Origin of the sequence: Sphingobium sp. (assembly GCA_035196065.1) — a bacterium.
Taxonomy (GTDB): domain Bacteria; phylum Pseudomonadota; class Alphaproteobacteria; order Sphingomonadales; family Sphingomonadaceae; genus Sphingorhabdus_B; species Sphingorhabdus_B rara.
On record CP136575.1, the window covers coordinates 2,343,356 to 2,368,113 of the forward strand.

Annotated in this window: 24 protein-coding genes; 6 read left to right on the forward strand and 18 right to left on the reverse strand. The window is 58.3% G+C overall.

Annotated elements, in window-relative coordinates; all coding sequences use genetic code 11:
* Nucleotides 1-28: 28 nt before the first annotated feature.
* Nucleotides 29-1,177, forward strand: a complete 1,149-nt coding sequence (locus RSE16_11230; protein ID WRH75274.1) for an alpha-hydroxy acid oxidase — start codon at nucleotides 29-31, stop codon at nucleotides 1,175-1,177.
* On the opposite strand, the gene creD is transcribed toward RSE16_11230, so the two are convergent.
* Complete coding sequence (gene creD / locus RSE16_11235; GenBank protein ID WRH75275.1) at nucleotides 1,158-2,564, reverse strand: cell envelope integrity protein CreD; 1,407 nt, start codon at nucleotides 2,562-2,564, stop codon at nucleotides 1,158-1,160. The two genes, RSE16_11230 and creD, sit on opposite strands and share 20 nt — an antisense overlap.
* Nucleotides 2,565-2,650: 86 nt before the next feature.
* Complete coding sequence (locus tag RSE16_11240; protein WRH75276.1) at nucleotides 2,651-3,265, reverse strand: LysE family translocator; 615 nt, start codon at nucleotides 3,263-3,265, stop codon at nucleotides 2,651-2,653.
* Between the two features lie 77 nt (nucleotides 3,266-3,342).
* On the opposite strand from RSE16_11240, the gene RSE16_11245 reads away from it, so the two are divergent.
* Complete coding sequence (locus tag RSE16_11245) at nucleotides 3,343-4,335, forward strand: LLM class flavin-dependent oxidoreductase (protein WRH75277.1); 993 nt, start codon at nucleotides 3,343-3,345, stop codon at nucleotides 4,333-4,335.
* Nucleotides 4,336-4,444: 109 nt separating this feature from the next.
* Here the strand turns inward: RSE16_11245 and sdhA are convergent, their stop codons facing one another.
* The 3 genes from sdhA to sdhC are packed head-to-tail and all read right to left on the reverse strand — an operon-like array spanning nucleotide 4,445 to nucleotide 7,091.
* A complete protein-coding gene (sdhA, locus tag RSE16_11250) occupies nucleotides 4,445-6,259 on the reverse strand; it encodes a succinate dehydrogenase flavoprotein subunit (protein ID WRH75278.1) in 1,815 nt (604 codons plus the stop codon).
* Entirely contained in the window at nucleotides 6,259-6,648 is a 390-nt protein-coding gene (gene sdhD, locus RSE16_11255) for a succinate dehydrogenase, hydrophobic membrane anchor protein (protein ID WRH75279.1), read from the reverse strand. Before sdhD ends, sdhA begins: the two co-directional genes overlap by 1 nt.
* 2 nt (nucleotides 6,649-6,650) lie before the next feature.
* The gene (sdhC, locus tag RSE16_11260) at nucleotides 6,651-7,091 is read right to left on the reverse strand and encodes a succinate dehydrogenase, cytochrome b556 subunit (protein WRH75280.1); all 441 of its coding nucleotides are present in this window, start codon (nucleotides 7,089-7,091) and stop codon (nucleotides 6,651-6,653) included.
* Between the two features lie 221 nt (nucleotides 7,092-7,312).
* Between sdhC and RSE16_11265 the strand changes: the two genes are divergently transcribed.
* Both RSE16_11265 and RSE16_11270 read left to right on the forward strand, forming a co-directional pair.
* Nucleotides 7,313-8,005: an SDR family oxidoreductase gene (locus tag RSE16_11265; protein ID WRH75281.1), complete on the forward strand. Its 693-nt coding sequence runs from the start codon at nucleotides 7,313-7,315 to the stop codon at nucleotides 8,003-8,005.
* A gap of 12 nt (nucleotides 8,006-8,017) precedes the next feature.
* Complete coding sequence (locus RSE16_11270; protein ID WRH75282.1) at nucleotides 8,018-8,992, forward strand: 50S ribosomal protein L11 methyltransferase; 975 nt, start codon at nucleotides 8,018-8,020, stop codon at nucleotides 8,990-8,992.
* Nucleotides 8,993-9,010: 18 nt separating this feature from the next.
* Here RSE16_11270 and phhA read toward each other — a convergent pair whose 3' ends face one another.
* Nucleotides 9,011-9,877 carry a phenylalanine 4-monooxygenase gene (gene phhA / locus RSE16_11275; GenBank protein ID WRH75283.1) on the reverse strand — a complete coding sequence of 289 codons (867 nt, stop codon included), beginning with the start codon at nucleotides 9,875-9,877 and terminating at the stop codon, nucleotides 9,011-9,013.
* A 51-nt stretch (nucleotides 9,878-9,928) separates the two neighbouring features.
* Between phhA and RSE16_11280 the strand changes: the two genes are divergently transcribed.
* Nucleotides 9,929-10,573 (forward strand): DUF2459 domain-containing protein, encoded by a 645-nt coding sequence (locus RSE16_11280; protein WRH75284.1) that lies wholly within the window; start codon nucleotides 9,929-9,931, stop codon nucleotides 10,571-10,573.
* Here RSE16_11280 and ligA read toward each other — a convergent pair.
* The 9 genes from ligA to RSE16_11325 all read right to left on the reverse strand — a co-directional run bounded on the left by ligA (nucleotide 10,570) and on the right by RSE16_11325 (nucleotide 20,741).
* A complete protein-coding gene (gene ligA, locus RSE16_11285) occupies nucleotides 10,570-12,633 on the reverse strand; it encodes an NAD-dependent DNA ligase LigA (protein ID WRH75285.1) in 2,064 nt (687 codons plus the stop codon). The genes RSE16_11280 and ligA overlap by 4 nt on opposite strands.
* 2 nt (nucleotides 12,634-12,635) lie before the next feature.
* The gene (locus RSE16_11290) at nucleotides 12,636-13,184 is read right to left on the reverse strand and encodes a hypothetical protein (protein WRH75286.1); all 549 of its coding nucleotides are present in this window, start codon (nucleotides 13,182-13,184) and stop codon (nucleotides 12,636-12,638) included.
* Complete coding sequence (recN, locus tag RSE16_11295; GenBank protein WRH75287.1) at nucleotides 13,181-14,854, reverse strand: DNA repair protein RecN; 1,674 nt, start codon at nucleotides 14,852-14,854, stop codon at nucleotides 13,181-13,183. Before recN ends, RSE16_11290 begins: the two co-directional genes overlap by 4 nt.
* Before the next feature lie 101 nt (nucleotides 14,855-14,955).
* Nucleotides 14,956-15,750 (reverse strand): outer membrane protein assembly factor BamD, encoded by a 795-nt coding sequence (locus RSE16_11300; GenBank protein ID WRH75288.1) that lies wholly within the window; start codon nucleotides 15,748-15,750, stop codon nucleotides 14,956-14,958.
* A 184-nt stretch (nucleotides 15,751-15,934) separates the two neighbouring features.
* On the reverse strand, nucleotides 15,935-18,238 hold the full coding sequence (gene pnp, locus RSE16_11305; protein WRH75289.1) for a polyribonucleotide nucleotidyltransferase: 2,304 nt from the start codon (nucleotides 18,236-18,238) through the stop codon (nucleotides 15,935-15,937).
* Between the two features lie 221 nt (nucleotides 18,239-18,459).
* On the reverse strand, nucleotides 18,460-18,729 hold the full coding sequence (gene rpsO, locus RSE16_11310; GenBank protein ID WRH75290.1) for a 30S ribosomal protein S15: 270 nt from the start codon (nucleotides 18,727-18,729) through the stop codon (nucleotides 18,460-18,462).
* A gap of 24 nt (nucleotides 18,730-18,753) precedes the next feature.
* The gene (gene truB, locus RSE16_11315) at nucleotides 18,754-19,659 is read right to left on the reverse strand and encodes a tRNA pseudouridine(55) synthase TruB (protein WRH75291.1); all 906 of its coding nucleotides are present in this window, start codon (nucleotides 19,657-19,659) and stop codon (nucleotides 18,754-18,756) included.
* Between the two features lie 31 nt (nucleotides 19,660-19,690).
* The gene (locus RSE16_11320) at nucleotides 19,691-20,119 is read right to left on the reverse strand and encodes a DUF6491 family protein (GenBank protein WRH75292.1); all 429 of its coding nucleotides are present in this window, start codon (nucleotides 20,117-20,119) and stop codon (nucleotides 19,691-19,693) included.
* A gap of 7 nt (nucleotides 20,120-20,126) precedes the next feature.
* A complete protein-coding gene (locus RSE16_11325) occupies nucleotides 20,127-20,741 on the reverse strand; it encodes a thymidine kinase (GenBank protein WRH75293.1) in 615 nt (204 codons plus the stop codon).
* Nucleotides 20,742-20,822: 81 nt separating this feature from the next.
* Between RSE16_11325 and RSE16_11330 the strand changes: the two genes are divergently transcribed.
* Nucleotides 20,823-21,404, forward strand: coding sequence for a YceI family protein (locus RSE16_11330; GenBank protein WRH75294.1), 582 nt, complete (start codon nucleotides 20,823-20,825; stop codon nucleotides 21,402-21,404).
* Here RSE16_11330 and rbfA read toward each other — a convergent pair.
* The 3 genes from rbfA to infB are packed head-to-tail and all read right to left on the reverse strand — an operon-like array spanning nucleotide 21,401 to nucleotide 24,755.
* Nucleotides 21,401-21,802: a 30S ribosome-binding factor RbfA gene (rbfA, locus tag RSE16_11335; protein ID WRH75295.1), complete on the reverse strand. Its 402-nt coding sequence runs from the start codon at nucleotides 21,800-21,802 to the stop codon at nucleotides 21,401-21,403. The genes RSE16_11330 and rbfA overlap by 4 nt on opposite strands.
* On the reverse strand, nucleotides 21,802-22,215 hold the full coding sequence (locus RSE16_11340; protein WRH75296.1) for a PaaI family thioesterase: 414 nt from the start codon (nucleotides 22,213-22,215) through the stop codon (nucleotides 21,802-21,804). The genes rbfA and RSE16_11340 overlap by 1 nt, the downstream gene beginning before the upstream one ends.
* Nucleotides 22,212-24,755, reverse strand: coding sequence for a translation initiation factor IF-2 (gene infB / locus RSE16_11345; protein WRH75297.1), 2,544 nt, complete (start codon nucleotides 24,753-24,755; stop codon nucleotides 22,212-22,214). The genes RSE16_11340 and infB overlap by 4 nt, the downstream gene beginning before the upstream one ends.
* Nucleotides 24,756-24,758: the final 3 nt, after the last annotated feature.

The following is a 24,758-nucleotide window of genomic DNA, read 5'->3' on the forward strand; positions in this document are numbered from 1 at the left end:
GCGCCGTCGTGATCGACGGGGGTGGGTTTTGAAGCTTTCCGATTGCCATAATGTAGAGGATTTTCGCCAGCTTGCCCGGCAGCGCCTGCCCTCGCCCGTGTTCAATTATATTGACGGGGCCGGTGATGACGAAGTGACGAAGCGTCGCAACAGTTCGGCCTTTGACGATTGTGACCTTGTACCAAATGTTCTGGCAGGCGTTGCCGATATCGACATGACGACGACGGTGATGGGGAAAAAGATCGGCATGCCGCTGTTCCTTTCACCCACCGCACTGCAGCGGCTGTTCCATTGGCAGGGCGAACGTGCCGTTGCCGTTGTTGCCGAACGCTTCAACACATGGTTCGGCATATCAAGCCTTGCGACGGTCAGCATTGAGGAGGTGGGCGCAGCGATCAAGACCCCCAAGATGTTTCAGCTCTATATTCACAAAGACAAGGGGCTGAACCGGTCGATGGTCGAGCGGTGCAAGGCAGCGAATTTCGATGCTATCACGCTGACGGTAGATACCATTGTTGCAGGCAATCGCGAACGCTGCCTGCGCAGCGGCTTCACCTCCCCGCCGCGTTTCACGCCTGGATCGGTGCTCAGCTATGCAACGCACCCGACATGGGTTGCCAACTATCTTTTCCGCGAAAAGTTCAGCCTGCCCAACCTTTCCACCCATGTTAGTGAAGGCAGCAATGTTGCCGTATCGGTGGCCGACTATTTCAACACCATGCTCGACCAGTCGATGGACTGGAAAATGGCCGAAGCTATTCGCGCCGAATGGGGCGGGCAATTCTGCCTCAAAGGCATCATGTCGGTGGAGGATGCAAAGCGCGCGGTCGATATTGGCGCAACGGCAATCATGGTATCAAACCATGGCGGCCGGCAGCTTGACGGGTCACGATCGCCTTTTGACCAGATCGCCGAAATCGCAGATGCGGTTGGCGGTCAGGTGGATATTATCTGCGACGGCGGCGTGCGGCGTGGTACCCATGTGCTGAAGGCACTGGCAGCGGGTGCCACCGCCTGCTCAGGTGGCCGGCTGTACCTTTATGCTTTGGCCGCGGCCGGCGAACCCGGTGTCGAGCGCGTTGTCGGAAAGCTGCGCGACGAGATCGAACGCGGCATGAAACTCATGGGCGTCCGATCCGTCGCGGAACTGAACAGCTCTATGCTGCGCTGGCGTTAGCCTCGTCAACCAATTCGCGCTTGGCAGACCAATCAATCTGCCGTGTAGCCCACATCACCACTGCCAGCGCCACAAAGAGTAGCAGCGATCCGATAAGCAGCGAATAAGCCTCCAGGTTAAGTAGCACATAGAGCGTTGCGTATAGCCCGACCAGCAAGCCGCCAATTACTCGGGCCCGGAGCCAGCTTTTCAGCACAGCGGCCGAATAGGTCGTCAGCAAACCGGTAATCGCGGCTGCGGCAATCAGATAGGCAATGGTGAAACCAACAACCTCGGCAAAAGCGAGTAGAAGCACGAAGAACAGCACCAGCCCTGCCCCGGTCAGCAGATATTCCGCAGCCGCCACCCGTGCGCCGCCAACCACGTCAAACATCAGAAAGGCGAGGAAGGTGAAGCCGATGAACAGGAAACCATATTTCACCGACCGGTCCACCTGGCTGTAAAGATCAACCGGTTCGATCAATCCGATGGTTGCAGCTTGCGAAGGACCGCCCACGACAGGTGCCGAGCGCGAGCTTTCTGAGACGACCATCTCATATGGCTGCCCGACAATCGGTGGTGCATTGTCTTCGGTCGCAACGATCGACTGGCCGAGGGCCAGATTCGTAACAGCATGGCTGGATGTGAAACCATCGGACTTGACGGTGCGACGAACCGGCAGAAATTCGCCTGCAAAGCTTGGGCTTGGCCATGTTGATTTAACATCCCAGCTGGTTTCGCCACCCCGGGGAACGAGCGTTAGCGATTCATTTCCTCGAATTGCATATTCATAGCCAACGTCGATCGGGGCCGTGCCGCTCCAGTCGAAAAAGGTGAAAAAACCCGAATTGTTTGACGCTGCAAGGCCTTTACCAGGCTGCAAGGCCAATTGCTGGCCGTTGACCATAACCTTGCTATCTTTCTGCAGCCCGCGGGCATCCGATATGCCAAAGCGCAGTTCGGCGCTCGCCAGATCCAGATTTTGGCGGGGTATTCCGTATCGTGCAAAGTCCGCTGGCAACGCAAAGCGAGCCTTTCCGCTATTCCGCGCCACAAAGAGAACGCTTTCATAGATGGATTTCTTCTTACGATCAGGCTTCAGTTCGGTTGTTACAGCATTGGTCTCCGGAGCCAGGAAAAGCTCCTTTTTGACCCGAACCGAGCGTGTGGTTTCCCTGCCGTTTTCGTTCACCGTCTCAACGCTGATGGTTGTGTAGGGAATAACCAGCACCGGTCCGACAATCACCTGCGGCCCGCCCCATCCCGCCGCGATCGAGGCCCGGGCGGTTGCCGCCTGCGACTGCCGGTCGGATGACAGAGCATACACCATCAACAGAGGGATCACGAGGACGATGCCTACAAGCCCCGCAAAGAACAGCTTGAATCCCGGAGATCGCTCGGTTGCCATTAGATAAGCTCCTCTAAACTCAGTTCATCGATGAAAATGCACATTTCATCTGCGATTTTTAAGCTGAACGGCAGGTGAATGTTTGACTATCGAGCTGTGCTGGCAAGAAACCATAATGCCACCGCCGCAATCAAAAGGGCACAAATCTTGCGGAGGATGATTGCATTCCTCCCCCTTTCAAACCAGCCATGCACCTGCCCGGCAAGCAATGCGAGAATGAGGTGCACAAGCGTCGCAACGGCGACATAGGTTGCCGAAAGCAGTAAGGTCTGCGGCATGACCGGCGCAATATTGTCGACATAATTGGGCAGGATCGCGATAAAGAAAAGCGCCGCTTTCGGGTTCAACAGGTTGAGGAACAACCCGTGGCGGAACCAGCGTACATTGCCATTATGTGCATGCTCAGGCGAAACATCACCCATGCCCTGCCACGCCTTCCAGGCGAGCCACAGAAGATAGGCTGCCCCCGCATAACGCAGCAAGGCGAACAAATAAGGTGAGGCTTGAGCCAGCTCCGCCAGCCCGAAAGCAGCTACCATTCCAACAACGGCAAGCCCCAATGCGATGCCTGCAGTCGCAGCCAGCGCCGCCCGCTTGCCAACGCTGGCACCAGTCAAAGCAATCCAGGCCATATTCGGACCAGGTGTAAGCTCGATCAGAATAGCGGTGAACAAAAAGGGCAAGAAGTTGGCGGTGAACATTTGACCATCCTATGGCAGCGGCACGCGGCTGTCGATTGCGCTTGGCAATAGCCGGGCCCAATGCCTAGATGTGCGCCATGCACCGTTATTCGATCCTTGATCTTGTTCCCGTCACCGAAGGCGGCTCAGTTGGGCAAGCGCTGGCCAATGCTGCCGACCTTGCAGCCCATGCCGAAAGTCTTGGCTACACCCGCTATTGGGTTGCCGAGCATCATGGCATGAAGGGCATCGCAAGCGCAGCGACCTCGGTCGTTATCGGCCATATCGCTGCTGCGACCAAAAGCATCCGCGTCGGCGCCGGAGGCATCATGCTGCCCAATCATGCGCCGCTGGTGATAGCCGAGCAATTCGGCACACTCGATGCACTTTATCCCGGCCGCATCGATCTGGGGCTCGGCCGGGCACCGGGCAGCGATATGCGCGTGGCGCAAGCAATTCGTCGCAATCTGGATAGCGATCCCAATGCTTTCCCGCGCGATATCATGGAATTACAAAGCTATTTCGCCGATGATGGCCGCACCGGGCTTAGCGCCACTCCGGGCGCGGGGGCGGATATCCAGCTCTACATTCTTGGCAGCAGCCTTTTTGGCGCGCAGGTGGCGGCACATATGGGCCTGCCCTTTGCCTTTGCCAGCCATTTCGCGCCGCAGATGCTCGACGAAGCATTACAGATCTACCGCAACCTGTTCCGGCCCAGCAAGATGCTCGACCGGCCATATGCCGTGGCGGCCATGAACGTGATCGCAGCCGATAGCGATGAAGAAGCGGCGTATCTCGCGACATCGATCCAACAAAGCTTTGTCGCGCTGCGCACCGGCAATCCACGCCAGATGCCGCCGCCTGTCGAGGGTTATCTCGAAACGCTGCCCCCCGGCGCGGTTGCAGCCCTGCAGGATGTACTCTCTTGCAGCGCCATTGGTTCGGCGGAGACGGTAAATGCAGGGATAGAGGCATTCGCCAAGCGCACCAATGCCGACGAGATCATCGTTGCAGCCTCAATCTTCGATCATGAAAAGAGGAAGCGGAGCCTAGCGATCACCGCAAGCGCATTTGAGGCAGTCGCAGCCTGATCGGGGCGCTTATCGTCAGTCGCGATTTCCGCAGCCGCTTATTGTTTCACAAATGAAAACCCCGGCACGTGGCCGGGGTGGTCATTTGATGCTGAATTGAAATCCGGGATCAGTAAACGCGCGCCTTCGGCGCAATATACTCCACCTCGTCGGTCAGCGTATAATCATGAACCGGGCGGTAATCGAGCTTCACCTTGCCGCCCTTGCCGCCCCAGCCATCGAACCAGCTGACAGTATGCTTCATCCAATTCTTGTCGTCGCGGTCTGGGAAATCCTCATGCGCATGGGCGCCGCGGCTTTCCTTGCGGGCATTGGCGCTTTCCATCGTGCAGACTGCCTGCGCCATCAGATTGTCGAGTTCCAGCGTTTCGACCAGATCGGTGTTCCAGACGAGGCTGCGGTCGGTGACGGCCACATCCTCAAGCCGCTTGTTGACCTTGGCCATTGCCTCGACGCCTTCGGCGAGCAACGCACTATCACGGAACACAGCAGCGTGCCGCTGCATCGCCTGCTGCATTTCGGCGCGCACCTGTGCGGTTGGCGAACCACCCTTGGCGTGGCGGAAATGGTCAACGCGGGCCAGTGCCAGATCAGCCGAATCTTGCGGCAATGGGCGGTGCGGTGCGTTAGGCTTCAGATTGTCCTTGAGGTGGAGGCCGGTGGCACGGCCGAATACGACAAGGTCGATCAGCGAGTTGGAGCCAAGGCGGTTTGCCCCATGCACCGAAACGCAAGCCGCTTCGCCAACGGCATATAGGCCGGGCACGATAACTTCGGGGTCCTTACCCTTTTTGGTAACGACCTGGCCGTGGAAATTGCACGGAATTCCGCCCATATTATAGTGTACGGTCGGGCAGACCGGCAAAGGCTGGCGGGTCAGATCTACACCGGCAAAAATCTTGCCACTTTCGGTGATGCCCGGCAGACGCTCAGCCAGTACTGCTGGATCGATATGGTCGAGATGCAGGAAGATATGATCCTTGTTCGGACCAACGCCGCGACCTTCGCGGATTTCCAGCGCCATTGAGCGTGACACAACGTCGCGCGATGCCAGATCCTTGGCGGACGGGGCATAGCGTTCCATGAAACGCTCACCTTCGCTGTTGGTAAGGTAGCCGCCTTCACCGCGCGCACCTTCGGTAATGAGGACGCCCGCACCATAAATGCCGGTAGGGTGGAACTGCACAAACTCCAAATCCTGCAGCGGCAAGCCAGCACGCAGCACCATGCCGCCACCGTCGCCAGTGCAGGTATGGGCCGATGTCGCGGTCTGATAGACGCGGCCATAGCCGCCAGTCGCCAGCACGACGGCATGTGCCTTGAAACGATGGATGCTGCCGTCGTCCATGCACAGCGCGATCACGCCGCGACACTCGCCATTTTCCATGATCAGGTCGAGTGCGAAATATTCGATGAAGAAATCCGCGTCATATTTCAGGCTCTGCTGATAGAGCGCGTGCAGCATCGCATGACCGGTACGGTCAGCAGCGGCTGCGGTGCGCTGCACCGGCGGGCCTGCGCCCATATTCTGCATATGGCCGCCAAAAGGACGCTGATAGATGGTGCCATCGGCGTTGCGCGAAAACGGAACCCCGGCATGTTCCAGTTCATAAACCGCAGCCGGGGCTTCACGCACCATATACTCGATCGCATCCTGATCACCCAGCCAATCCGACCCTTTGACGGTATCGTACATGTGCCAGGTCCAGTGATCGGGCGAGTTGTTGCCAAGGCTGGCCGCAATGCCGCCCTGCGCCGCAACAGTGTGCGAACGGGTCGGAAACACCTTGGTGATGCAGGCTGTTTTTAACCCAGCCTCTGCCGACCCCATTGTCGCACGCAGGCCAGAACCGCCGGCGCCGACAACAATGGTGTCGTAGGTATGATCGATGATCTTGTAAGCGGGAGAAACGGTCTCTGACATCAGGCGGGCGCTCCGGTGAAGGCATGTTTGGCGACCATGAAGATGCCGAAGGCAGCGGCGCCGATTACATAAAAATGAAGGATGGCGATCGCGGCAAATTTGCTGCCCTCGTCATGAACATAATCTTCGATCAGGATCTGCAAGCCAAGGCGAACATGGCTGAAGATGCTGACCAGCATGAGGATCATCGGCACGGCAACTAGCGGCTGTGCCAGCCAGGCTGCGACGGTTTCATGCTGGAAATTCGGCAACAACAGCAATGACAGCACCAGCCAGCCGGTCAGCAGCAAGTTGCTGAGTGCGCTGACGCGCTGCTTGATCCAATGCTCACTGCCATGCTTGGCAGAGCCCAGTCCGCGAACGCGACCCAATCCGGTTCCATTACCCATTGTCAGACCCCCAGAAAACGCGACGCGACAAGCAAAGCGACCAAAGCCGTTGCCGACAACGAAACGATGAAGACAGCAATCGACCAGGTGCGATTCTGCGTCAGTTCATATCCCGCGCCTACATCAAGCAGCAAATGGCGAACGCCCGATGCGACATGCTGGAAAAAGCTGAATGTGATCCCCAGCGCCGCAATACGGAAGAACCAGTTGCTGGCGATTTGTGCAGTCGTCGCTTCATCACCGGCTGCAACAACCCATGACTGGAAGGTCGCATAGCTCTCGGGTCCGCCGGCAATGGAGGCAAGCCACCAGAGAAGCGTGAGCATCCCCGCTGTCGCCAAAACAAAACCTGTCGCGCGGTGGAAAATCGAAACCGCCATATGCGGTCCCCATTTATAGACCTGCAAATGCGGCGAAATCGGCCGTTTAGAATTCTGCGCCATTGGCAATGATCCCTGTTCTGCTTTGCGATGCTCTTTACCGAGTTGGTCGCCCTGTGCAAGCGCTGGCTGTTCCATTTTCAGTAAGCGCGAATAACAGAGGGTAAACCAGCGGCAGTTGCATGTAAGCAGGATCCGGGTCCATCAGGCAAATGCCCGCAAATTTGCTGCAAATCTTTCGCACCGAGGTTGAATTTCGCGTGCTGCTGTGAAAAGCAGCGACCATGACTTTACATATATTGGTAACCGGCGGTTCGCGCGGCATTGGTGCAGCAATTGTCGATGAATTAAGCGACGACAATGTGCTGGTGCACGCAACCTCCAGCGCGGATGGCGACCTTTCCGATCCGGCGGCCCCTTCCCAGATCTGGGAGGCCGCGATGGAACAGATAGGCGGCCGGATTGACATATTGATCAATAATGCTGGTGTTTTTGAACCCAATCCGATCGAGAGCAGCGATATCGAATGGCTCGATGGCTGGGAACGGACCATGGCGATTAACCTGACCGCATCGGCACAATTATGCCGTCTTGCCGTCCTTCATTGGCTGGAACGCGGCCAGGAAGGGCGCATCATCAATGTCGCCAGCCGCGCCGGCCACCGCGGCGATAGCCCGCTGCACTGGCACTATGCCGCATCAAAGGGCGGCATGTTGGCAATGACCAAGACGATCGCGCGGGGCTATGCCTCGAAACAAATCTACGCCTTCGCCATCTGCCCGGGCTTTACCATGACCGGCATGGCCGACGATTATCTTGCCAGCCGGGGCGGCGACAAACTGCTCGCCGATATTCCGCTTGGCCGCGTCGCAATGCCTGAAGAAGTGGCCACCATGGTCCGTTTCTGCGCGTTGGAGGCCCCGCCCTCGATGACGGGCGCGGTTCTCGACGTGAACGGCGCCAGCTATGTTCGCTGATGCATTTATAGCATGAACTGGCTGGTCACCCTGCCCTGCACCCGTGCAGAGGCCGAAGCGCTGCATGAGGATGATGAGTGGCTGGCATTGCTTGAACCGATGCCAACCGTCGTGGCCGAAGAGGTAGAGGCGTTCAATGACCTTGCTTGGCAGGTCAAAGCCTATTTTGCGGAAGAGCCCGACCAACAGCTGATCGCCGCGATACAGGCAAGGCTGCCGAGCGCGGCCGGGCCTTTGCCCATGGCCGAGAAACTGCCCGACGAAGACTGGCTGGTGATGAGCCAGCAGAGCCTTGTTCCGGTCCATGCCGGGCGCTTCTACGTCCATACATCGACCAATAAAGGCGTGGTTCCGGACGGTGCTACTCCCTTTTTAATAGAGGCCAGCCGCGCCTTTGGCACCGGCGGTCATGAAACAACCAGCGGCTGCCTGGCCATGCTCGACCGGATGAAGCGCGCTGGCAGAAGGCATGATCATATCGCCGATATCGGTACCGGCACCGGCCTATTGGCGTTTGCTGCACGCCACCTTTGGCAACGCGCCTATGTCACCGCATCGGATATCGATCCGGTCAGCGTCGAAGTGACCATGGGCAATGCCGCCGACAATGGCGTACCGCTTGGTCTCTCGATCGGTGAAGTTGCCTTATGCGCCGCCACTGGCACCGACCATGTCCTGATCCAGCAACGCGCGCCCTATGATCTTGTCATCGCCAACATCCTGGCTGGCCCATTGATCGAACTCGCGCCATCCTTTGCGGCAGTCACCGGCGATGGCGGTTCGCTGATCCTTGCAGGTCTACTCGACACACAGGTAGACGGTGTGTTGCGTGCCTATCGGAGCGAGGGTTTTCGTCTGCAGATGCGGCATGATACCGGCGACTGGCCTTGCCTCTGGCTGATCAAGCGTCGACGCTATCGCTGGCAGCGGCCAATCCGGGCAGACGGACGCACAAGCCAACCACCGGGCGATTTCGGCACGTGGTAACTGGCCATAGCGGCCGCTTCACCGCCGCCGCTGGGCATATTGTTGCGTCCCGCGGGTAATCACCTCATCACTTGGGACGACATCGGCAATCGCTATGTCAGGCAGCCGTTCCAACTGGGCATAGAGCGGAGCGAAATCTGTTTCGACCGTCACTTTCAAAAGATGCTCGATTGACGGAATGACGAAATAATTCTGCTGATAATCGTCAATCCGATACGCGCTGCGCATCAGCCGCAGCAGATCGAAACGGATACGATTGGGGCTGGGATCATCAAGCGCGAAGAGGCTTTCACCATAGCTTGAGACGATCCCCGCACCGTAAATGCGCAGACCGCCAGCTTCCTCGATCAGGCCAAATTCAACCGTGTACCAGTATAGCCGAGCCAATTTGTGCAGCGCGCCAAAACCCAGACTACGCAAACCGCCCTTGCCATAAGCCACCATATAATCGGCAAAGACCGGGTCGGCGAGCATCGGGACATGACCAAACACGTCGTGAAAGACATCTGGTTCCTGCAGATAATCCAGCTGTTCGGGTGAGCGGATGAAATTTCCAGCAGGAAAGCGGCGATTCGCCAGATGGTCGAAAAACACCGCATCCGGAACAAGACCGGGCACCGCAACAACTTGCCATCCGGTCGCTGACATCAACCTTGCATTGAGCGCACGATAATCGGGAATGCCCGGCTGTTCCAGCTTGAGCAGGTCAATTCCGCGCATGAAAGCATCGGCCGCGCGCCCAGGCAGCATTGCCGACTGTCGGGCAAACAGCCTGTCCCACATCCCATGCTCATCTGCGCTGAATCGCTCCCACTGCTGCGGGATCGTCCAGTCGGCATTTGCGCCCTGCGGCGGCGTGTCATAGACATGGGTCACATCGGCCATGGAATATAGTTACACTTGAAACTTTTTCGGATCAACAGCAGGATAAGCGCATTGCGTGCCCTCATTGGATGGCCGCTATTGCTTCTGGGCCTCTATTTCACCGCAGCATTGGCAGGCAGTTTCATTCCCGCCAATAATGGCTGGCGCGAGCCGCAAGACGGAATTCCAATTTTCGTCGAGACTAATGGTGTTCATGTCAGCCTTGTTGTTCCCATGGCGGCGGCGGGTGAAGACCTTTCCAACCTGGTCGCTCCCCAACATCTCACCAATCGCGACCTTTACGGCACCCATGCGATGATCGGCTGGGGTCATAAGCGCGTGTATCGCAATGCACGGACTTGGGCAGATGTTCAAAGCGGCGATATTGGCTCGGCGATCATCGGGTCGGACGAAACGACGCTGCATGTCTATCATCTGGTCGATCCCCAACCGACCAGTTTCCGCAAACAGTTTACCGTGAGCACCGCGCAATATCATTCAATCATCCGCGACATTCGCGCGACGTTCCGCCTGATTGACGGGCGCAGCAAAGCCTATCCCGCCTATGGCCCCGACAATCTGTTTTACGACAGTCACGGCCATTATTCGGCGATCATCACTTGCAATGAATGGACGGGATCAATCTTGCGCCGCGCAGGTGTGCGCATGGGTATTTGGACGCCGATGCCCGGCGGCGTGATGCACTGGTTCGATTAGCCTGCGGCAGCGACGATTGCGGCCCAGGCGGCTTCATCGATAACCTCTATCCCCAGTTCCTGCGCCTTTTTAAGTTTCGACCCCGCACCCGGCCCAGCCACCACCAAATCGGTTTTGGCGGATACCGAACCGGCGGCCTTGGCGCCTAAAGCTTCCGCCTGTGACTTCGCCTCGTCACGGCTCATGGTTTCAAGTGCACCGGTAAAGACGATGGTCTTGCCCGTCACTGCCGAAGCGCGGCTTTCAACGATATAGTCAGGCGGCGCGACCTCACTGAGCAAATCTTCCCAAACTGCAACATTATGCGGTTCGTGAAAGAAATCCTGCAACGCCTCCACAACCGCAGGTCCGATGCCGTCAATCTGCGTCAATTCGGTCGCGCCTTCATCCGAAGTTGCCACTTCGCGCAGGCGGGGTAGTGCGACAAAACTCTTCATCAAGTCACGCGCGGTCACTGCACCCACATGGCGGATGCCCAGTGCAAACAGCAATCGCGCCGCATCGGGTTGTCTTTTGGCCTCAATCGCTGCCAAAAGGTTATCCACAGACTTTTCCTGCCAACCTTCGCGCGCCAAAATGTCGCTACGCCGCCGACGCAGGCGAAAGACATCCGCCGGACTTTCCAACCAGCCTTGTTCAAAAAATTCTTGAATCGTCTTTTCGCCGAGCCCTTCAATATCGAGCGCAGCGCGGCTGACAAAATGCTTCAGGCGCTCCACCCGCTGCGCCGGGCAGATCAGGCCTCCAGTGCAGCGCACGTCGACCTCGCCCTCTTCGGCTACCGCCTCGCTGCCACATTCTGGGCAATGATCGGGGAAGGAATACGCTATGCGCGATTCCTCGCGCGATAGATTGTCGACAATCTGGGGGATGACATCCCCTGCCCGCTGCACCTTCACACGATCACCGGGGCGTACGGCAAGCCGGGCAATCTCATCGCGGTTATGCAGTGTAACGTTGGAGACAACCACACCGCCGACGGTGACGGGCTTCAGCCGCCCGACAGGGGTCAGCTTGCCGGTCCGCCCGACCTGAATGTCGATCGCTTCCAGCGTCGTTTCGGCCTGCTCCGCGGGAAATTTATGCGCAATCGCCCAGCGCGGAGCCTTGGCAACAAACCCCAGACGCTCCTGCCAATCGAGCCGGTCCACCTTATAGACGACCCCGTCAATATCATAAGGCAGATCGGCGCGCTGCGCCTCGATGTTGCGATAATGGCCAAGGATCGCCGCAACATTCTCCAGACGGATCAGCAAAGGCGACACCGGAACGCCCCAGCCTACCATAGCCTCCATCACACCAAATTGCGTGTCTGCGGGCAAATCACTCGCCTCGCCCCAGCCATGGGCAAGGAAGCGCAATGGCCGGGACGCGGTAACATTTGCATCCTTCTGCCGTAACGAACCTGCTGCCGCGTTGCGCGGATTGGCGAATTGCCGCGCCTTTTCGGGATCGTCGGACTCTGCCAGCAACCGGGCATTGAGCGCTTCGAAATCGGCCTTTGCCATATAGATTTCGCCGCGAATCTCAAAAATGGCGGGAATAATTCCGGAAAGCTGCTGCGGGATATCCGCGATCGTCCGCACATTGGCGGTCACATCCTCACCCACCTGTCCGTCACCGCGCGTTGCCGCCTGCACCAGTACGCCATTTTCATAACGTAGCGAGCAGGACAGGCCGTCAATCTTGTCCTCTGCGGTCAAGGCGACCTGTGCATCAACGGGAAGATTCAGGAAACGGCGTACCCGACCGACGAAATCCTCAACATCCTCATCTGCAAAGGCATTGTCGAGGCTCATCATCCGCTTGGCATGGGCAACCTTCGCTAGTGGCGATGCCTCGACCGCTGCGCCCACTTGAGCATTGGGGCTATCGGCGCGAACAAGATGCGGAAAGGCGGCTTCCAGATCATTATTCCGCCGCACCAGCGCATCAAATTCAGCGTCCGAAAGTTCGGGCGCATCGTGGGCGTGGTAAAGCTTGTTATGATGCGCAATCGCCTTGGCAAGGCGCATCAGCTCATTTGCCGCTTCGGCTTCGGACATATTCAGGCCACTCATGGTCAACGATCCGATGGCCGCGCGATGTCAAACTCAACCCGGAACAACCGACCAGGACGCGCCAGTTCATAGGTCAGCTTTGCTTTCGGTTCGATTTCGAATGCCCAAACATTGGTGGTTGATATCTGGCGCCCTTCGCGAACGAACATGGTTTTCGAAAAAGCATCAGCCGGAAATTCCTGCCGCGTCGATGTACCTGTCGAAACAGTATCGCCACCATATTGCGAAACGGGATCCTCGCTGCCATCTCTCAGCAAATGCCGGTGCTTTAACCGCAACCCATCGCCAACCCGGCTGATGATCCATGTCCGCGAACGGTCCTCGCCGACGTCGAAGCCAATCCGGATTTCCTTGTCACTGCATTCACGCACATGTGCACGCATATCGGCATTGGCAAAGGCGACGTCGCTTGCGTCACCGGCAACCAGCCTACCCGGCAAGCTTTTGCCGCACAGCATCGACAGATTTTCAAAGAAACCTTGTGATGGGGCCGGAGGCGTTGTTGCGCAAGCCGCGAGCAACAAACAAGGCAAGATCACAAACCGTTTCACACGCTCTCCATCAACCGCGCGGCCTGTGCGCGGGCTTCATCGGTGATTTCCGCACCCGACAGCATGCGTGCGATTTCATGGCGACGCCCATCGGCGTCAAGGCGGGTAACGCCGGTGCGAGTGACGGTGCCCTCGCTCGACTTGGCGATGAAATAATGCGCCTGCCCCTTGGCCGCGACCTGCGGGCTATGGGTGACGGCTAGAAGCTGTTTACCTGCGATTCCGTTGCTGCCATTGGCAAGCCGCGAAAGCCGTTCGCCGATGGCAGAGGCAACTGCCCCGCCGACCCCGCGGTCGATTTCGTCGAAAATGATCGTCGTCGCCCCGCCTTCTTCGGCCAGCGCAACTTTCAGCGCGAGGATAAAACGTGACAATTCGCCGCCCGATGCAATCTTGGCGAGTGGCGCAAAGGGCGCTCCCGGGTTGGTGGAGATCAGAAATTCAATGCGGTCCATGCCGTGCACGGTCCACCGGTCTTCGCCGAGGCGTTCAACCTCGGTCCGAAATTGTGCAGCGTCAAGTTTGAGCGGGGCGAGTTCAGCGGCGACTGCCTTGTCGAGCCTGGCTGCGGCAGCGACGCGCGATTGAGACAATGCTTCGGCGGCAGAACGATAGGCAGAAGCTGTTCGGGTGACTTCAGCTTCCAGCTTTGCCAACCCCTCCCCGCCTGCTTCAATCGCATCCAGCTTGGCCGCCAGATCATCTGTCAATTGCGCCAATGTGTCGGGTTGGACATTATGTTTGCGCGCCAGCCCGCGCAGTTCGAACAGCCGCACCTCGATTGCATCGAGACGCGCGGGATCGAAACTCAGCGCATTGGTTGCCGCAAGAAGTTTATCCTCGGCTTCGCTCGCCTCGATCACTGCCCGATCCAGCGCGGTCAGTGCCTCTGCCAGCAAGGGATGTTCGCTGCCCAACCGGTCAAGACGACGCGCTGCGCTACGCAGCTTTGCAAGGCCACTATCTGAACCGTCGAACGCTTCCAGCACGGTGCGCAAGTCTTCGGCGATTCGTTCGCCCTTTTGCATTGTGGCGCGCTCGGTCGCCAATTCTTCCTCTTCGCCGGGCTGAGCTGCAAAGGCGCGCAATTCGCCCACGGCATGTTCCAGCCATTCACGGTCACGCGCCGCATTTTCCAGCGCCTCGCGGGCGGCATCAAGCCGGGACTTTGCATCCTGCCATGCTGCGAACAAGGACGCGACGCCCTGGGCATCACAGCGGCCGAAACTGTCGAGCAAGGCGCGGTGGCCGCGCGCGTTCAACAGGCCGCGATCGTCATGCTGCCCGTGGATTTCAACAAGCTGCGTCCCCAATTCGCGCAGCAAGGCAGCGGAACAGGGCTGATCATTGATGAAGGCCTTGCTCCCTCCATCGGCGCGAACGGAACGGCGGATCAGCAGCGGCTCGCCGCTTTCCAGCACTATGTCATTGTCGCTCAACAGGGCAATCGCCGCTGACGGCGCGTCGAAACTGGCAGTGACCTGAGCCCGTTCCGCACCTGCGCGAACCAGCCCGCTATCGGCGCGTACGCCCAACGCCAGACCCAGTGCGTCGAGGAGAATGGATTTGCCGGCGCCGGTCTCACCGGTAAGCACGCCCAGGCCTTGCTCGAAAGCAAGGTCCAGCGCTTCGATCAGCACTACATCGCGAATGGAAAGCCCGGTCAGCATCTCAGTTCATCACCTGTTCCCAGCGATACCGTCAGCACCGGGCGAAGTCGAGACAGCTTTCAGCAATCATTGGCTTTTCAGGCAATAGCCCAAGCCGAAAATCAGGCGCCCGGCGCGTGCTTCTGCATCAGATCGTAAGCGCGCTGATACCATTTGTTTCCGGGATAGTTTGCCCCCAGAACCGCCGCCGATTTACGCGCCTCTTCAGGAACGCCCATGGCAAGATAGCTTTCGGTCAGCCGATAGAGCGCTTCGGGCGTATGCGTTGTCGTCTGATATTTGTCAGCGACTTCGCGGAACCGCAGGCTGGCAGCGAGCCAAAGTGCACGGCGTTGATAGAATCGGCCGATTTCCATTTCTTTGCCGGCCAGATGGTCGTTCACAAGATCAATCTTCAGCCCGGCGTCTGCGGCATAGCGGGTGTTGGGATAACGGCGCTGCACCTCGCCCAATGCGGCCAGTGCCTGCTGGGTAATTTTCTGGTCGCGTGTGACGTCGCTGATCTGCTCATAATAATTCAGGGCGATCAGATAATAGGCGTAAGGCGCGTCCTTGTTACCGGGATGGATCGACAGGAAACGGCGCGCCGAAGCGGTCGATTCGGTGTATTTCTGCGCCATGTAATAGCTAAATGCGCTCATCAGCTGCGCACGGCGCGCCCATGGCGAATAAGGATGCTGGCGCTCCACCTCGTCAAAAAGCGCGGCGGCCACCTGATAATTACCGGCATCAAGCTTTTCCTTGGCGGCGGTATAAAGCGTATTCACGTCACGGGCGACATAGCGCGTGTCCGCTCCACCACGGCCACCCCCGCCCCCGAGCATTGCGCAGCCCGAAAGCAACAGTGCGGATGTGGCAAGGACGATCGGAGCGATAAGCTTTTTCTGCATGGTCATCCCTTAATTGCACTTGGCTCCGCCGCCAAGGATTTTCGCCCCTGTCGCTGGCGGAAGCTGTATCGCCGCTGAATGGGGCCATCGCAGAGGCCCTCCAGAGCCGCGCCTGTGGCCAGCAAGACCATAAGACAGACACAAAAAAGGGCCGCCGATGGCAGCCCTTCCTTGTTCGATTATGGAAGGATCAATCCTTCAGAAAATCCGGAACATGGTTCGGGTCACCGCCCTCGCCACCTTCAGAGCGTTCGCGGCGCGGGCCACGATCACGGCCACGGCCGCCATCACGCCCACCATCACGGCCGCCACGATCACGACGGGGACCGCGATCACCACGATCGCCACGATCGCCGCGTTCACGCGGTTCGCGGGGCGGACGGGTGTCTTCCAGTTCTTCGCCGGTTTCCTGATCAACAACGCGCATCGACAGGCGAACCTTGCCACGCGGATCGATCTCGAGAACCTTGACCTTCACATCCATGCCTTCGGAAACGACGTCGGTTGGCTTTTCGACGCGCTCATTGCGCATTTCGGAAACGTGGACGAGGCCGTCCTTGCCACCCATGAAGTTTACGAACGCACCGAAATCGACGATGTTCACGACCTTGCCGTCGTAGATCTTGCCGACTTCAGCTTCTTCAACGATGCCCGAAATCCACTTACGGGCAGCTTCGATCTGCGACAGGTCGGACGAGCTGATCTTGATCAGACCTTCATCGTCAATGTCGACCTTGGCACCCGTCTGGGCCACGATCTCGCGGATCACCTTGCCACCGGTGCCGATGATGTCGCGAATCTTCGCCTTGTCGATCTGCATCGTCTCAATGCGCGGCGCATGGGCCGAAAGCTCGCTGCGCGTTGCACCCAGGGCCTTGTTCATTTCGCCAAGGATATGGGCACGACCATCTTTCGCCTGCGTCAACGCCGCTTCGAAAATCTCGCGGGTGATGCCAGCAATCTTGATGTCCATCTGCATGGTAGTGATGCCAAGTTCGGTACCACCGACCTTGAAATCCATGTCACCCAGATGGTCTTCGTCACCAAGGATATCGCTCAGGATCGCGAAATCTTTGCCTTCAAGGATAAGGCCCATGGCGATACCCGAAACCGGGCGCTTGATGGGAACGCCAGCGTCCATCATCGCAAGGCTGCCACCGCAAACCGACGCCATCGACGACGAACCGTTCGATTCGGTGATGTCGCTGGTCAGGCGGATCGTGTAGGGAAACTCGTCCTTGGTCGGAAGCACGGGGTGCAGCGCTCGCCATGCCAGCTTGCCATGGCCAACTTCGCGGCGGCCGGGCGCACCGAAACGACCAACTTCGCCAACCGAATAGGGCGGGAAGTTATAGTGCAGCATGAAATGCTCATAATGCAGGCCGTTGAGGCCGTCGATCATCTGCTCTGCATCCTTGGTGCCAAGGGTACAGGTGGCAATCGTCTGCGTTTCACCACGGGTGAACAGAGCCGAACCGTGCGCACGTGGCAGGAAATGCGTTTCGGCGACGATCGGACGAATCTGTGTCGTCGTACGGCCGTCAATACGCTTGCCAGTCTTCAGGATCGCCCCACGGACGATATCGGCTTCCAGCTTCTTGGTGAGCTTGATACCCGCCATTACCTGCTGGGGGCCCAGACCGTCTTCGGCAAGCATTGTCTTCGCCTTATCGCGTGCTGCGTTCAGGGCGTTCGAACGTTCCGACTTGTTGGTCAGCTTATAGGCCGCTTCAATATCCTTGCCGATCAGCTTCTTCAGCTTGTCTTTCAGCTTGGCATTATCGTCGCCAGCGTCGAGCTCCCAAGGATCCTTGGCTGCCTGTTCGGCAAGCTTGACGATCGCCTTGATCACTTCGCGGCAGGCATCATGCGCAAACATGACGGCGCCGAGCATGATTTCTTCCGAAAGCTCATTGGCTTCGGATTCAACCATCATCACCGCGTCATAGGTTGCCGCAACGACCAGATCGAGGTCACCTTCGGCAACCTGTTCGTCGGTCGGGTTGAGGATATATTCGCCGTTGAGATAGCCGACGCGTGCTGCGCCGATCGGCCCCATGAAGGGAACGCCCGAAATGGTCAGCGCAGCCGAAGCGGCGATCATCGCAAGAATATCGGGTTCATTTTCGCCATCATAGCTCAGAACCTGAGCGATAGCGTTGATTTCGTTGTAGAAACCTTCGGGGAAAAGCGGACGGATCGGGCGATCGATCAAACGCGAAACCAGCGTTTCCTTTTCGGTCGCACCGCGTTCACGCTTGAAAAAGCCACCAGGAATGCGGCCAGCTGCCGAATATTTTTCCTGATAATGCACGGTCAGCGGGAAAAAGTCCTGCCCGTCCTTTACCGACTTTGCAGCGGTGACCGCGCAAAGAACCACGGTTTCGCCAAGGGTCGCGATAACTGCGCCGTCGGCCTGACGGGCAACCTTGCCCGTTTCCAGAGTGAGGGTCTGTCCGCCCCACTCCAGCGATACTGTCTTTACATCAAACATGGATTATTCCTTGTAACCCTTCCGCCCTATTGCGCGAAGGGGCCTCTTTTTTCCGGGTAGTCCGTCCCGGTCCGGCTGGGGCATTTACCTGCCCCTTGCGGCTCGCCTGCCTCATTGCAGGCCCGCCCCAATCTTTGCTTATGGTCCCTGCGAGCACGATCATGCGCGCTCAAAGCAAACCCCATATGCGAGAAGCGGCCCAAAAGGGCCGCTCCGAAATCTTATTTGCGAAGACCAAGCTTCGAAATCAGCGCATTGTAGCGATCCACATCCTTGCGCTTCAGATAGTCCAGAAGCGAACGACGCTTGTTGACCATCTGCAGTAGGCCACGACGGCTGTGATTGTCCTTGTGATGATCCTTGAAATGCTCGGTCAGCGCCTTGATACGATCGGTAAGGATCGCAACCTGGACTTCCGGCGAACCGGTATCGCCTTCTGCGCGGGCGTTGCTCTGGATCACTTCGGCTTTGCGTTCTGCCGTAATAGACATGTTTTTTCCTTCGAACATCGTGTTTTAAAGATTAAAGCCACGAACGGATCTTAACTCACCGCCGATGTGCTCCACCAAGGCAACAGGTCGTAAATCCGGCCCACGCCCCCAATATAGCCCATCTTTCGTGGCAACCCCGGTCAAGACGCGACCCTGACGGATCGCCCTTGCCGCATCCGGGGAGAGATCAAGAGCCGGGATGTCGACCAGCCCTGCCTCCAACGGCAAGATAATGTCTTCTAGGGGCGCGCCTTTACCGATTTCGTTGAGTTTGTCCAGCGAAATCGCCTGAACAAGGGCGAACGGCCCGGCCTGTGTGCGGCGGAGCATGGTGACATGCCCTACTGTGCCGAGCGCATAGGCAATATCTCGCGCGAGCGAACGAATGTAGGTACCCTTGGAGACATGTGCGGACAGCGTGACTGCCGCGACGGTATCCGCGTCCCGGCTAGCGGACGAAGCGGCAATGCACAGCGACAAGATCGTCACACGCCGCGCCTTCATCTCGACCGTTTCCCCGGCCCTTGCGCGATCATAAGCACGCTTACCGTCAATCTTGATCGCAGAGAAAGCGGGCGGAATCTGATCGATCGCACCGGTAAACTCTGGAAGAACCGCCATGATCTGATCAAGCGTTGGCCGTACATCCGAAGTCAAAACCACCTCACCCTCGGCATCCAGCCCTGCAGTTTCCTCGCCGAAGCTGATGGTGAAATCATAGGCTTTGGACGCATCAAGCATACGGCCACACAATTTGGTCGCTTCGCCCAAAGCGATTGGAAGCACCCCGCTCGCCAGAGGGTCCAGCGTCCCGCCATGGCCGACCTTAACCTTGCCATGGCCCGCTTCGCGCAGATTGCGCTTTACTGCGGCAACTGCCTGGGTCGAGCCAAGGCCTACCGGTTTGTCCAAAATGATCCAGCCATGCATGGGCCGGCCATGGGGAGCGCTGCCCGGGCTGTCAATCCTTGGGGGCGACGGCCTTGCGCCCCTCTTCGCGGGCTGCCTTGCGCAGTTTCAGGCGCTCCTTGCGCGGCAAGGGCTTTTCGGCGGTAACAAGGCTGGCAATTGCGCAGCGGTCATCACCGGTCACAACCGCGCCGAATTTGTCAAAATTGGTCGAGCCGCGCGTGTCGAAACCGATTGCCATCGCATGATCGAGCCGTGGGCAAGACCCGATGAAGCTGGCATAATACCAGCGGCGCTGGCGATCCTCGATCCAGATACCGCGATCTTCGTTAGTTTCGAAATCACGAATGCCGCCGCTGTCGGCAAAGGGTATGCTCGCCTCCACACCATATTCGGGCCAAGCAGGCGCCCCGTCTTTCCCTGCAAAGACCGCACTGGTCATAATGGTCGCAAACAGCGTTGCGGTGATCATCTTTCGCATGATGATATCATGTACTTTCCAAGCTTAACGCTGCATGAGCGGCCGAATCTTGTCGCGCCTCCATGAAATGCTTGCGGCACATTGCAACATAACGGTCGTTTCCGCCGATTTCGGTCTGCTGCCCGTCAATCACCGCGCGCCCTGCACCATCCACGCGCAGGTTCATCGTCGACTTGCGCCCGCAATGGCAGACCGCCTTCAACTCGACCAATGTGTCGGCGAGTCCAAGCAGTGCTGCCGAGCCTGGAAAGAGATCGGCGGCAAAATCGGTACGAAGACCATAGCAGAGTATGGGAATATTCGCCTCATCGGCAATCCGCGCCAATTGCAATACCTGTTCGCGGGAGAGGAACTGCGCTTCGTCGATCATCACACAGGCAAGCGGCCGGCCTTCATGTTCCGATGATATGGCGACCAGCAGGTCGGTTTCGGGCGTGAACTTGTGCGCTTCGGCGCGAAGCCCGATGCGGGATGTAACATAGCCCTGCCCGTATCGGTCATCGAGCGCCGCCGTCCAGACCATCGTTTCCATCCCGCGTTCGCGATAGTTGAAATCGGCCTGCAGCAATGTGGTCGATTTGCCTGCATTCATCGAGGAATAGTAAAAATATATTTTGGCCACACTGATGCCTGTCTTTGGTTCATGGACGAGTCATCCGCTATCTGCCATGTTGGCCAAGGATCGCAATCAGGGAGACAAAGAATGCAGTGGAAAGCTGCCCGATGGGCGATCGCGGCCGCACTGCTTTTTGGCGCAGCCATTGCCGGCGCGACGTCATCCTATAATTTCACCATAGATGCCGGGGCCAGTTCGGTCGACGCCAAGGTGGCTTTCATGGGGATTGGCAATCGCAAGGCGCTGTTCCCCGCAGTGCGCGGCACCGTTGCGCTCACGCCCGACGCGATGGACCGGATCAACCTTGATGTCATGATCGATGCGACGCAGCTGCGCGCCGATGACAGTCTGACAACCAACCGTTTGAAAGGCGATGCCTTTTTCAACGTGGCAAAATATCCCACCGTCCGCTTTCAAGGCACCGATCTATCGATGGCGACGCAGACCAGCGGCATCGTGCGCGGCAATTTGACGGCGCGCGGCGTTACCCGCCCCGTTACCCTGAATGTCAGTTTTTCCGCTCCCCCGTCGACCACTTCGCTAAAGGAGCCGATCCGGCTGACGGGCGTTACAACGATCAACCGCAAGGATTTTGGGATGACGGCCTATTCGTTGATTGTCGGAAAAAAGGTGACGATCAGCATCCGCACCAAATTGGTGCCGGCTTAATCCTCGTAGTCGGCCAAATCCTGTGCGACCTTCGGGTCGGAAAGCAGGCGCTCGATATTGCTGGCTTCGTCAAAGCTTTCATCAGCAAGAAATTTAAGCTTGGCCGCATATTTCATGCGAACGCGGGTCGCGACTTCGCGCTGCAAAAAGGCGGTGTTGGTGCGCAATGCTTTGAGCACATCGGCTTCATCTGCACCCAATAAAGGCTTCACGAAAACCGTTGCGTGACGAAGATCGGGCGACATGCGCACTTCGGTGATGCTGACGCTATGGCTGGTCAGCACATCATCATGCACCGCGCCGCGCGCCAAAACATCAGACAACACATGGCGCACCTGTTCGCCAACGCGCAACAGACGGACCGAACGCCCTTCAGGGGTTTCGTTATGACGTGCCATCAGTCCTCCTGCCCTGGCACCGGCGTGGGCAAAGCTGTCGAGGTGGCGCGCGCATATAGCGTTGTCCAACTTTCGTCCCACAATTCGCCTTCAAGAAATACCGCACGACGTCCGCGACGGATAACGCGCCCCTTGCCCACAAGCGGCCCGGGCGGGATCAGCTTGAGCAAGGTCATCGCGATTTCAAGGTTGAGTGGAGCCTCTTTGCCTTTGCTGGCCTGAACATGCGCCCAGCCCATGGCTTCATCAAGAAATCCAGCGACCAAACCACCCTGCACCCCGCCGCGCGGTGTGATGAAGCTATCCGGCGCAAAGAAACGCATGGTAATTGTCTCGGTGACGGGATCGAAGTCGATAAACTTCGCCCCCATCAGCTCGACATGCGGACCGCCATTTCCCAGAAACTCGCTCACAGCGTGCGTTCGCGCTCCTCGACTTCAAAGATTTCGAGCATATCGCCCGCTTTGATGTCGTTCGTATCCTGAAGAACAACGCCGCATTCAAGCCCGGCGCGCACTTCATCAACATCGTCCTTGAAGCGACGCAGCGAGGCAATGACCGTCTTCGAAACGATAACATCGTCGCGGGTAAGGCGCGTGTGATAGCCCTTGCGGATATGGCCTTCGAGGACGAGCAGACCTGCTGCTTTGTCCTTCTTCCCTGCGTTGAACACGTCCTGGATCTTCGCGCGGCCAACAACGGTTTCGATGATTTCGGGGCCAAGAATGCCGGCCATTTCCTTGGCGACATCTTCGGTAAGGTGATAAATCACGTCGAAATATTTGAACCGCGTCTTTTCGCGCTCCGCAATCTCGCGGGCCTTCGCATTGGGACGGACGTTGAAGCCGATGATCGGTGCCTTGGACGCATTGGCCAGGTTCACATCGCTTTCGGTGATTGCACCGACACCCGACTGCAGCACGCGGACCTTGATCTCATCGGTCGAAATCTTGTGCAGCGCGTTGACGATCGCTTCGACTGACCCCTGCACATCCGCCTTGACGACGACTGCATATTCCTTGGCGCGATTGGCCGAGAGAGCCGAGAACATATTGTCGACCGAGACCGGTGCCTGCGTGGTCCGCTTCAGCTTTGCCTGTTCCTTGCGGAAAGCAGCAACTTCGCGGGCGCGGGCTTCGTTTTCAACGACAGTCAGGATCTCGCCAGCACCGGGAACGCCCGAAAGACCAAGGACTTCTACCGGCATGGACGGCGTTGCCAGCTTCACCTGCTGACCCTTGTCATTGATCAAGGCACGAACCTTGCCCGACTCTGCGCCGACAACGAAAACATCTCCGGTCTTCAGCGTACCGCGACGCACCAGCAAGGTTGCGACCGCGCCGCGTCCCTTGTCGAGCTTCGCTTCGACCACCACCGCTTCAGCGGTACGATCCGGATTGGCTTTCAGTTCCATCAGCTCTGCCTGCAGCGCAAGCTTTTCAAGCAGATCGTCAAGGCCGGTCTTTTTGAGGGCGGAGATTTCGACATCCTGCACTTCACCGCCCATTTTCTCGACCACGATTTCATGTTCGAGCAGACGTTCGCGGATGCGCTGCGGGTTAGCACCATCCTTGTCGCACTTGTTGATCGCAACGATCATCGGCACGCCGGCAGTCTTGGCGTGATTAATCGCCTCGATCGTCTGCGGCATGATGCCGTCATCAGCGGCAACGACCAAGATGATAATGTCTGTGACCATCGCACCGCGTGCGCGCATTTCGGTAAAGGCCTCGTGGCCCGGCGTGTCGAGGAAAGTGATCAACTCACCGCCCTTTGCCTTCACCTGATAGGCACCGATATGCTGGGTGATGCCGCCGGCTTCGCCAGCCTGCACCTTCGCCCCGCGCAGCGCATCAAGAAGGCTGGTCTTGCCGTGATCGACATGGCCCATCACGGTCACGACCGGCGGACGCGCCTTCAGCGTTTCGGATGCATCAACGTCGTCGTCATGTACGATATCGACGTCAGCGTCGGAAACGCGGGTAATATTGTGGCCAAATTCGGTGACGAGCAGTTCGGCTGTATCCTGATCGATCGTCTGAGTCAGCGTCACCGGCATGCCCATTTTGAACAGCGACTTCACAAGGTCGCTGCCTTTTTCGGCCATACGGTTTGCAAGTTCCTGCACAGTTATAGCTTCGGGAACGACAACGTCACGTACCTGTTTGGGCTGCGCATCGCGCTGCATGCCCGACATGTGCGAACGGCGTTCCTTTTCACGCGCGCGCTTCAGCGCAGCGAGTGAGCGGGCACGTGCACCTTCATCATCGTCAAGCGCACGCGTAACGGTCAGCTTGCCTGACTGGCGGCGATTGTCCGCCGCGCGATCGCGGCTCGGCTTGTGCGGTACCTTTTTCGCTTCTTCGCGCTCGCGCTCCACCGGAGCAGGCGGGCGCTTCGGCGATTCCACGGGTGTAAAGCGGCGCGCCGGCGGCGGCGAAGCCTGCCCGGCTTCGGCGGCGACAGGCTGGTCAGCGGGAGCCGCTTCGACAGGCGCAGCCTCTGGCGCAGCTTCGGCTGCAACCTTGGGGCCTTCTGCCGCTTCACGGCGATTCTCTTCCGCACGGCGCCGTTCTTCCTCGGCAGCGCGCTGGCGCTCTTCCTGTTCGCGGCGATTGGCTTCTTCGGTAAGACGCAGACGATCTTCCTCGGCCTCACGCTGCAGGCGCGCAACGCGCTCCTGCGGGGTTTCTCCGCTTGGAACAGGCGAACGGGCGGGCGCAGCTGCAGGCGGCGGCGGGGGTGGTGGCGGAGGTGGCGGCGGCGGAGCAGCAACCTCGGCTTCGGGGGTATAGCCCGGCTTGCCGACAAGCTTCTTGCGCTTCACCTCAACCACAACCTTATTGGTGCGGCCGTGGCTAAAGGTCTGCTTCACTTCACCCGACTCGATCCGGGGTTTGAGACCAAGCGGCCTGCGACCCAGTGTCGGTTTGTTTTCGTTTTCGTCACTCATGTA